6 protein-coding genes and 1 pseudogene are annotated in these 9,865 nt (G+C 73.6%); 1 reads left to right on the top strand and 6 read right to left on the bottom strand.

What is annotated here, in order from left to right; translation table 11 throughout:
• Positions 1-267: 267 nt before the first annotated feature.
• From VIW71_RS10985 to VIW71_RS10970, 4 genes are all read right to left on the bottom strand, one after another.
• Positions 268-2,157 carry an anthranilate synthase family protein gene (locus VIW71_RS10985; protein WP_331621907.1) on the bottom strand — a complete coding sequence of 630 codons (1,890 nt, stop codon included), beginning with the start codon at positions 2,155-2,157 and terminating at the stop codon, positions 268-270.
• Positions 2,154-2,777: an isochorismatase family protein gene (locus tag VIW71_RS10980; protein ID WP_331621906.1), complete on the bottom strand. Its 624-nt coding sequence runs from the start codon at positions 2,775-2,777 to the stop codon at positions 2,154-2,156. The genes VIW71_RS10985 and VIW71_RS10980 overlap by 4 nt, the downstream gene beginning before the upstream one ends.
• A gap of 354 nt (positions 2,778-3,131) precedes the next feature.
• A complete protein-coding gene (locus VIW71_RS10975; RefSeq protein WP_331621905.1) occupies positions 3,132-3,902 on the bottom strand; it encodes a 2,3-dihydro-2,3-dihydroxybenzoate dehydrogenase in 771 nt (256 codons plus the stop codon).
• A 22-nt stretch (positions 3,903-3,924) separates the two neighbouring features.
• Positions 3,925-5,103 (bottom strand): 3-deoxy-7-phosphoheptulonate synthase, encoded by a 1,179-nt coding sequence (locus VIW71_RS10970; RefSeq protein WP_331621908.1) that lies wholly within the window; start codon positions 5,101-5,103, stop codon positions 3,925-3,927.
• 461 nt (positions 5,104-5,564) lie between these two features.
• Here VIW71_RS10970 and VIW71_RS10965 point away from each other — a divergent pair.
• Positions 5,565-6,593, top strand: a pseudogene (locus VIW71_RS10965) (transaldolase family protein); the annotation flags it as partial.
• On the opposite strand, the gene pabB reads toward VIW71_RS10965, so the two are convergent.
• Positions 6,581-8,863, bottom strand: a complete 2,283-nt coding sequence (pabB, locus tag VIW71_RS10960) for an aminodeoxychorismate synthase component I (protein ID WP_331621904.1) — start codon at positions 8,861-8,863, stop codon at positions 6,581-6,583. The pseudogene VIW71_RS10965 and the gene pabB sit on opposite strands and share 13 nt — an antisense overlap.
• Positions 8,860-9,618 (bottom strand): 50S ribosomal protein L11 methyltransferase, encoded by a 759-nt coding sequence (locus VIW71_RS10955; RefSeq protein WP_331621903.1) that lies wholly within the window; start codon positions 9,616-9,618, stop codon positions 8,860-8,862. The genes pabB and VIW71_RS10955 overlap by 4 nt, the downstream gene beginning before the upstream one ends.
• Positions 9,619-9,865: the final 247 nt, after the last annotated feature.

Here is a 9,865-nt window from a genome sequence, read left to right as displayed (position 1 = left end):
AGCGGTCGCGCCGGGCCCGCGGGCCGACGTCCGCTCACCCCTGTGCCGGTGGCCGGGGCATCCCGTGCTCCCGGTACCGGCATTCGTGCGCGCACACACCCGTAACGCACAGCGCGCCTCGCGCACCCGCACCGGGGGTACGGGGCGGCCGAAGCAGCCCGCGGACCCACCGTCGGCGCGCACCGGACCGTACCCGGCGGCAGGCGCAAACGCCGGTGCCCCCTGCCCCGCGGCGCGCGGGGTCGGGGGCACCGCTCCGGGCGGCGGTCAGGCCGGCGTCGGGCTGCCGTCGCCCAGCAGTTCGGTGAGGAGCGTCCCGACGACGCGGACGCCGTCGCGGGTCAGGACCGACTCGGCGTGGAACTGTGTCGACGCGAAGTGCGGGCCGCGCAGGCCGTGCACCTCACCGGTGACGGGGTCCCGGCTGATCTCGACCACACCCACCCCGGAGACGTCCGCCTTGTCGTGGGCGGAGCGCGCGGCAAAGGTGTTGTAAAAACCAACGTTCTCCTTCGAGCCGAAGAAGTCGATCTCCCGCTGGACCCCCTGGTCGGGCTCCGCCCGGCGCACCACCTCCAGGCCCAGCACGCAGGAGAGGACCTGGTGGCTCAGGCAGACCGCCAGGAAGGGCCGCCGCCCGTCGAGCAACCGCCGTACCGCGGACCGCAGATGCGCGATCTTGGGATGGCCGGTCTCGCGCGGATCGCCGGGGCCGGGGCCCAGCACGACCAGGTCGTACCCGTCGCTGGTGTACGGCTGGTCGAAGCGGCGGACGGTCACTTCCAGGCCGAGCGAGCGCAGTTGGTGCCCGATCATCGCGGTGAACGTGTCCTCCGCGTCCACCACGAGGACCCGGCGCCCGTCCAGCAGCGGGTGCCGGGCGGCCCGCTCCTCGTGGGGGGCGAGCCAGAACGCGGCGAGGCGTTCGTTGCGCCGTTCGAGGGCCGAGCGCACGCCGGGGTGGTCCCCGAGCCGGGGCCCGCCCCCGCGCAGGGCGGCCAGCAGCCCGCCGGCCTTCGCCTCCGTCTCGGCGACCTCCGAGGCCGGGTCGGAGTGGCGGACCAGCGTCGCCCCGGCCCCGATCCGCATCCGCCCGGCGGCGTCGATGTCGGCGGTGCGGATGAGGATCGCCGAGTCCAGGCTGCGCCGGCCGTGCTCGTCCCAGCCGATGAGGGCGGCCACCCCGCTGTAGTAGCCCCGGCCCTGCGGCTCGTAGCGGCTGATGACCCGGCCGGCGCTCTCCACGGGGCTGCCGGTGACCGTGGGGGCGAACAGCGTCTCGCGCAGGATGTCACGCGGATCGCGGTCGCTGCGGCCCACGATGAAGTACTCCGTGTGCGCCAGGCGGGCCATCTCCTTCAGGTACGGGCCCACGACGCGCCCGCCGGACTCGCAGACGCGGGCCATCGTCTTCAGTTCCTCGTCGAGCACCATGTACAGCTCCTCGGCCTCCTTGACGTCGGCGAGGAACCGCAGGACGTCCGGCACGGTGGGTCCGGACCGCGGATAGCGGAAGGTGCCGCTGACCGGGTTCATCACGGCCTGCCCGCCGTGCACGCTGATGTGGCGCTCCGGCGTCGCGCCGACCAGGGTGCGAGTGCCGGTGTGCACGACGAACGTCCAGTAGGCGCCGCTCTCCTGCTCCACCAGCCGGCGGAAGAAGGTGAGCGCGCCGGCCGGCCCGAAGTCCTCCAGTTCGGCGACGTAGGAGCGCTTGATGACGAAGTTGGCGCCCTCCCCCGTGCCGATCTCGTTCTCGACGATGCGGCGCACCGTGGCGGCGTAGGCCTCGTCGTCGAGGTCGAAACGGCCCGGTGACATGCGGATCGGGGTGTCGGGGATCCGGGCCGCCACCTCGGCCAGCGGTACGGCCGCCTGGTCGGTCACCACCAGCGCCAGCAGCGGCGTGCCGTCGTCCACGGCGGCCAGTCCGCGCTCGCTCAGCTGGCGGTACGGGACGAGCACCAGCGCCTCGTGACGGGCCCGCCCGGCGACGGCGGGACGCTCGGACAGCGGCACCTCGGCGAGGCGGGACAGCTCGGTGATGTCGCCGACGAGCACGTCCACGGTGCCCTGCCCCTGCCGCGCGGGGCGGTGCAGGAGGGCGAACGCCGGCGCGTCGCCGGTGAGCACCCGCTCCAGGGGGTCGGGGCTCATCCCAGCACCTCCTTGGTGGCCAGGACCACGCCGCAGCGTGCGGCCACGTAGGACAGGGCGGCCAGATGATCGCGCTCGGTGAAGTCGGCGACCGCGTCCCCGGCCAGGAACGGCTGGATGTCGTGGGAGTACGCGTCCACGCAGGTCGTCTGGATCCCGATGCTGGCGTAGACGCCGCAGACCACCAGCTGGTCACGGCCGGACTCGCGGATCCGCTCCAGCAGCCCGGTGCGGAAGAACGCGCTGTACCTCCATTTGGTGAACACCCAGTCGCCCGGGCGCGGCCGGATGGCGTCGGGGACCGCCTGGTCGGCCGGCGTCACGCGCATACCGGGCCCCCAGAAGTCCGCGAGCAGGCCGCGGTCCTGCTCGGTCATGTCACCCGGCTGCGCGGTGTAGGCCACCGGCACCCCCGAGTCGGCACTCCACCGCCGCAGCAGGGCGATGTTGCGCTGGATCAGGACGCGGAGCTCCATGGGCAGAGGGCGCAGGAAGTACTCCTGCGCGTCGTGGACGAGGAGGACCGCGCGGCGCGGATCCAGCCGCCAGCGGGCCGTGCTGTGCGGCAGCGCGCCCGGCTGCGGCAGCGGGTAGGGGGCGATGGTCGGTATACCTGCCATGGGGCGGTCCTTCCGGGAGTTCTCGATGACGGCGGACGGGCGGCTGGGGCGTGGGGGACGTGCCGCGTCGTCAGCCCGCGGACGGACGCGACGCCTCCCGCACGCCCCGTGCGGGGCGGACCGGACGGTCTCCGGCGCGCCCCGGGGCCGTCCGGCCCAGGGCGCCAGGGCCGGTCTGACATCTGACACATGGCGCCGTCGGCCCACGGGGGGCTCGCGGTGTCCGGTGCGTGCCATCGCACGGCGGAGGGCCGTCCTCGTAGCGGGCGTACTGGGCCTGCTCCGACGGTCCCGACAACGCGGCGAGCGTGCGTACCGGGCGCCGCAGGGCAGGCGCTGTGTGCCGGACAGGCCCTAGGCGCCCAGGCCGGCTCCGCCGTCGACGGTGAGGTCGTGCAGGGTGATGTGGCCCGCGTTGTCGGACAGCAGGAAGACGACGGCCTCCGCGACGTCTTCGGGGGTCGCGAGCTTGCCCAGCGGAATGCCCACCCGGTACGCCTCCGGCCGGCCTTCCAGGGTGGCCCTGCGGTCGCTCTCGTCGCGCCACATGGAGTGCAGGATGGCGGTGTCGGTGGAACCCGGGGCGACGACGTTGCAGCGGATGCCGTACCTGGCCACCTCCAGCCCCAGGCTCTTGGTGAACATGGTCGTCGCCGCCTTGGACGCCGCGTAGGCGGCCATCCCCGCCCGGGGCGTGGACGCGGCGTTCGACGACACGGTCACCATGGCGCCGCAGCGGCGCGCCACCATGCGGTCCACGACCGCGCGGGACACATGGAAGACGCCGTTGACGTTGACGGCGAACGTGTCGCGCCAGTCCTCGTCGCTGTAGCCGCGCACCTCACCCAGGCGCAGCACTCCCGCCGCGTTGACCAGCAACGACACCGGGCCCAGCCGCTCCTCCACGTCGTCGACCGCCTGGTCGACAAGGCGGCTGTCGCTGACGTCGGCGGGGACCGCGACGACGGACAGCCCCTTGTCGGTCATCTGCCGCACGGCCTGCTCCAGCCGTCCGGCGTCCCGGTCGACGGCGGCGACCACGACGCCGCGCTCCGCGAGCAGCCTGGCCACGGCACCACCGATGCCTCCGGCGGCGCCGGTGACCAGCGCAATCCTTCCTTCCATCGCACAGCCTCCTCTGGGGGTCTCAGGCCGCCCGCCACGCCTGCAGGACATCCATCAACTGGCGGACGTTGAGCCGTGGATCGCAGAAACTCGTGTACTTGTCGCTGACCCGGCCGATCTCGGACGCGTCCTGCACGCATTCGGTCACCCGGTCCGGCGTGGTCTCCAGGTGGAGACCGCCGGGCGTGCCGCCGGCCTCCTCCACGGCCCGCAGGAAACCCTCGACCTCCCGGACGACCGTGGTCACGAACCGCGTCTTGAAGCCGTCGGGCGTCTGCACCGTGTTGCCGTGCATCGGATCGGTGAGCCAGATGACGGGATGGCCCGCGGCGCGGACCGCTCGCACCAGCGCGGGCAGCCGCTCGGTCACGGTGTCGGCGCCCATGCGGGCGATCAGGGTGAGTCGGCCGGGCTCGCGCCGGGGGTCCAGCCGACCGCACAGCTCGGTCAGTTCCGCGGGGGTCATCGACGGGCCGACCTTGCAGCCCACCGGGTTGGAGACCTGGGACAGCAAGGCCACGTGGGCGCCTTCGACGTGCCGGGTGCGCTCGCCGATCCACGGCCAGTGCGTCGAGGTCAGCAGCAGGCCGCCCTCGCCGTCGGGGCGCACCATCGGCTCCTCGTAGTCGAGCAGCAGCGCCTCGTGGCTGGTCCACACCTCCGGCACGGCGACCGGCGGGCAGCCGGAGTCCAGCCATCCCAGATGGGCCATGGCGGACCGGGCGGCGCTGTGACAGGCCAGCAGGCGCCCCGGGTCGGGGCGCCTGAGGTGCGGGTCCGGCTCGGGGCTGTTGACCATGTGGCCGCGGTAGACGGGCAGTTCCCGACCGCCGACCCGCTCGGTGGGCCGGGAACGCGGTTTGCCGAACTGGCCGGCGATGCGGCCGGCCCGTACCACCGGCAGGCCGCTGGTACGGCGGATGGTGCGGGCGGCCATGTCCAGCAGTTCGGCCTTGCGCGCGACGTATCCGGGTGTGCACTCGGCGGGGTCCTCGGCACAGTCGCCGCACTGCACGACCTGCGCGCCGCCCATGGCGACCGTGGCCAGCAGGCCGCTGAGGCGCCGTACGTCGCGGACCGTGGTGAGCGGCGGGCACGCCGCCAGTTCGGCACGGACCTTGGCCATCTCGTGGGGATCGCCCCACTCCGGCTGCTGAACCGCCGGGCGTGACCGCACGATATCCCGCAGGGCTTCTTCCACTGGCACTGACGACTCCTGTGGTGGGGTTCGGCGAGAACGGAAGGGTGGGACGAACCCGCGGCCGAACCGTCGGGTTCCGTGCCGAATTCCTGTGACGTCCGCTCAAGCCCGCTGGCCGGCTGCGTGACGGGGCACGGTCCTGACGGGGCGGGACGGCTGGCCGGGGCGGCAGCCCCCTCGATTCCCCGTCCACGAGCCGACAGCGGCTCGCAGGACGGCCCCGCCGCTCGGTCCCGGCAGTCAACCGGACTCTCACGGATCATGTTCGGACGACCGGGAGCCGGAGACAACACACTTCGTGGTACTTCGTCAGGTGGACCGGTGTCCCACCTGCCATACACGTCGCTTTCGGCTCGTACCTGACATTCTCGTGGCCCGTTGGTGAAGCGGTACCGAGCCCTAATTAGGCTGGTTGGCGGAACCGTCAGTACGCACAGGGCCGGGGATGAGAGGGGGCCACCATGGCCGAACATCCCGGCGCGCCGGCTGCCGCCGCGCCTTTGGAGCAGTTGACCGCCGAAGGGGTCTCGCTGTGGCTGCAGGGCGTGCACTGCGGCGAGACCCGCACCCAGTGGTTCCGGACGCTGACAGCCGTGGATCTCCTGCGCGGCGCGGTGTTCGCGCCCTCGGCGCTGGCGCGGGCGCTGGAGTCCGGTGAGTACCAGCCCCAGCTGGCCCGGCTCGCCGACGGGAAGATGTCGGACATCGCGGCGGGCTGGGTGGTGTGCGTGCAGGACCTGCGTACCGCCTGCGACGCGCTGCTGCGCCAGCACACGGCCACGGACGGGTGGGACGGGCTGGTCTCGGGCGGGCTGGACTGGCCGGCGGACGGCGATCCGGCGTCGCTGTTCGCCGAGGCCGTGGACCTGTCCCGCGCGGTGGCCCGCCCCAACCTGCTGGTGCAGCTGCCGGCCACCGCCAGGGGACTGGTCGCGGCCAGGGACTGCTTCGCCCAGGGCATCGGCGTGCACGTGGTGGGCGTGGCGGGCGTGGAGCGCTACCACAGCGTCCTGGACGCGTACTTCTCGGGGCTGGAGCGGGCCCGGGCCGTGGGCCTGCGCCTGGCCTCGATCGCCTCGGTCGCCTCGGTGCCGGTCGGCGAGGTCGACGTGGCGGTCGACGCACGGCTGCCCGACACCGCGGAGGGCCGGGCGCTGCGGGGTGCGGCGGGGGTGTCCACCGCGCGGCTGCTGTACGCGGCGAACGAGGAGCGGCTGGGCAGTGGGCGCTGGCGCGTGCTGCGGGCTGCGGGCGCCCGCCCGCAGCGGCTGATGTGGACCGCTCTGGACGCTCCCGACGCCGCCTCCCCCCATACCCGCTACGTCGACGGCCTCGTCTCGTGGGGCACGGTCCAGGCCATGCCCCCGCCCCTGCTGCGCCTGGCCGCCCGGGACGCCCGGCCGCGCGGCGAGGCGCTGCTCGGCCGCACCGACGACGCCCTGTCGGTCGTGGGGAGCCTGGCGCGGCTGGGGGTTGCCTACGACGACGTGGTGCGGCTGGTGGAGGAGCAGGACATCACCCGTTCCGCCGAGGGCTGGCGCGTGCTGCTGTCGGTGATGGCCCACCGGCTGAGGACCGCGTCCGGCTCCGGCCCGGCCCAGACGCCGCCGGGCGACGCGGCGCCGAACAGGTAGCCGAAGGGCACCGCCTTGACGGCGGTCTCCTGGAACTCCTCCTCGGGGTCCGACAGGGCGGTGACCGCGCCGCCGACCCCGTAGCGGACGAGTCCGGGGGTGACGACGGCCGTGCGGATCACCACGCTCAGGTCCACCGCTCCGGTCAGGGAGAAGTACCCCAGCGCGCCGGAGTAGAGGCCGCGCGGGCCGCCCTCCAGATCGTCCAGGATCGCCATGGTCCGCTCCTTGGGCGCTCCGGTCATCGACCCGGGCGGGAACGCCGCCCTTACGCAGTCGACGGCCGTGCGTTCGGGGCGCAGGCGGGCGCGGACGGTGCTGACCATCTGGTGGGCGCGGGCATAGGTCTCCACCCGCAGGATGTCGTGTGCCTCGACCGACCCGGCCGTGGCGCAGCGGCCGAGGTCGTGCCGCATCAGGTCCACGATCATCAGGTTTTCGGCCCGGTCCTTCTCGCTGGCACCGAGTTCGCGGGCCAGCTCCCGGTCCTCCTGTTCGGTCCGGCTGCGCGGCCGGGTCCCCTTGATGGGCCGTGACTCGGCGACGCCCTGGCGGTCCACCCGCACGAAGCGCTCCGGCGAGGTGCTGAGCACCGACAGGCTCCCCATCCGCAGCAGCGCGCCGAACGGTGCGGGACACGCGCGGCGCAGCGTCCGGTAGGACTGCCAGACGTCGAGGTCGGCCCGGACGTGCAGCATGTTGGTCAGGCACGTCTCGTACGTCTCGCCGGCCGCGATCAGGTCCTGGCACCGCGCCACGAGTCCGAGGTAGCCCTCGTGCCCGTGGCGGGCGTGGACCCGCGTACCGGCCGGCCGCCGGGCGGGCGGCGCCTGGCAGGCGCCTGGCAGGCCGGCCAGGTCACGGGCCGCGCCCTCCAGCCAGGCGCGGGCCCGGTGCTCGCGGCCGTCCTCGGCCAGTGCCAGCAGGTACCCGGTGCTCGTGGCATGGTCGACGACCAGTCCCCGGTCGCTGAAGACGAGCGCGGCGTCCGGGTCGGACGAGCGGTGCGCGCGTCCCCCTCCGCATTCGGCCTTCAGCTCGTAGCCCAGGCAGCCGACCCAGCCGAGCGCGAAGTCGCAGGGCAGGGCGGGGATGTCGGTGACGATCCCGCGCAGGTCCTGGTCCAGCCAGTCGAGGAACGGTCCGGTGACCACTTCGCACGAGGTGCGGGACCTCACGGTCACGGTGTTGCTCCACACGTCCGCGGTCACCGTCCGGCCGAAGGGCCCGGAGGTGTCCCCGAGCATCGAGAACCTGCCCAGGTCGCCGCCGGGGGCGCTGCTGTCCAGCCAGTAGGAGTGGTCGCTGCGGCCGAACAGCCGGGCGAAAGCGTCCTCGGCCTCCCAGCGGACCGGCACCTGCCGCGCCAGGACCCGCAGTCGGCGTCCCGCACCGGCGGGGCGCGGGGCAACGGTCCGGGCCTGAGCCGCCGGCGTGACGGGACCTGCCGGCTTGGCGCTCGGCGCGACCGGCCGCGACCGCGGGGCGAGGCCCCCGCGGCGCGCGTGGTGCAGCTCGGCGAGCCGCAGGAAGTTGGCCAGCAGCTGGTGTCCGTCGGCGCCGCCCACCGACTCGGGGTGGAACTGCACGCCCCACAGCGGCAGCCCGAGGTGGCGCAGGCCCATGACGACACCGTCCGGCGTCCAGGCCGTCACCCGCAGGTGCGGCGGCAGGTCCCGGGCGGCCAGCGAGTGGTAGCGGACCACCGGCAACGGGGAGGGCAGTCCGGAGAAGAGCCCGGCGCCCTCGTGCCGTATCGGCGAGACCCGCCCGTGGTACGGCTCAGGCGCCCGGTCGACCCGGCCGCCGTGCAGTGCCGCGATGGCCTGGTGGCCGAGGCAGACGCCGAGTGTCGGACGTTCGGCCCGTCGTACGATCTCGCGGCTGATGCCCAGGTCGCGGTCCCGCCACGGGGTGCCGGGGCCGGGCGAGATCACCACGGCGTCGAAGTCCGCCAGCAACTCGTGGCGCCAGGACGGGTCGTCGTTGCGTACGACCTCCGGTTCCCGCCCGTCGATCTCGGTCAGGTAGTGGTGGAGGTTGTAGGTGAAGGAGTCGTGGTTGTCCACCAGCAGCGTGCGAAGGGCACGGGCCGTTGCCCGTCGGCCTGTCTGACGGCTGGTCATCTCCGCTCCTCCGGCACGGCCCGGGCCGGCGCCGGACGGTTCCCGGCCACGGTGACCTCCAGCAGCATGTGCTCGACCTCGTGCTCGCCCTCCTGGACGGTGACCGAGCCGAGCGAGCTCAGGGCGCGCCCGCACTCGCCCGCAACGTTGAGCAGGGTCGCCAGGTCGCCACGGGTGCTGAAGTGCAGCAGCGCGGACCCGCCCGGGGCGAGCCAGTGGGTGACCTCCGCGAGGTAGCGGCGGTGGGCGGCGTAGCCGGAGTCGACGTAGGCCCGTTGGTGGATGTCGCGGTACTCGAACCCCTCCGGCGCGAGAACGTAGTTGGAGCTCCAGAAGACCTGGGCGAACCGCTCGTCCGGCATGACCGCGGCCAGGGAGGAGAACAGGTCGCCCTGCACGGTGCGGACCCGGTCGGCCACGCCGTGGCGCCGCGCGTTCATGGCCGTGTTGCGGACCGCCGCCGGATTGATGTCGACGGCCACCACACGCTCGCAGCCGGCCAGCGCGGCGGACACGGCGATGACGCCGGTGCCGCAGCCCATCTCCAGCAGCGGTCCGCCGGCCCGGGCGCCGTCGCCCGCCAGGCCCAGCAGTTCCAGCGCGGTCCTCGTGGACGGCGACTCCGACGGTGCGAACACCTGCGGCAGCAGGTCCCAGGTGCGGGAACCCAGGGTGAAGGTGGACGGAACGGTGTGGCGTTGGGCCGACGCGAGGCTACGCGCAAGAGACCGTCGGTAGTCGGCGATCTCAGACACGGCGATTCTCGACAAAATGGACTCCCTTCATTACGGGGAGCCACTGACCTGCGGAAGGTGGTGGCGTCCGGCTCGGCTCGGTGCCCACAATTGTTAACTCCGGAACCATCGGCACCGTAAGGTGACCCGCACCCATATCGACTGCCCCGAGGCGGTGATCCGAGCACCACGGGGACCCGGGTACGGCCCCGCCACGCCCGGGACGGCCGCGCGGAACCCGCCGGACCGCCGGACCTCACTGTGGCCG

It is taken from the genome of Streptomyces sp., from assembly GCF_036524955.1.
In the GTDB taxonomy this organism is placed as follows: domain Bacteria; phylum Actinomycetota; class Actinomycetes; order Streptomycetales; family Streptomycetaceae; genus Actinacidiphila.
This window is presented reverse-complemented; position numbering and strand designations above follow the sequence as displayed.

Excerpts from the sequence above, each read along its gene's own strand:
- VIW71_RS10985 (WP_331621907.1), bottom strand. The coding sequence starts at position 2,157 with ATGAGCCCCGACCCCCTGGAGCGGGTGCTCACCGGCGACGCGCCGGCG.
- VIW71_RS10980 (WP_331621906.1), bottom strand. The coding sequence starts at position 2,777 with ATGGCAGGTATACCGACCATCGCCCCCTACCCGCTGCCGCAGCCGGGC.
- VIW71_RS10975 (WP_331621905.1), bottom strand. The coding sequence starts at position 3,902 with ATGGAAGGAAGGATTGCGCTGGTCACCGGCGCCGCCGGAGGCATCGGT.
- pabB (WP_331621904.1), bottom strand. The coding sequence starts at position 8,863 with ATGACCAGCCGTCAGACAGGCCGACGGGCAACGGCCCGTGCCCTTCGC.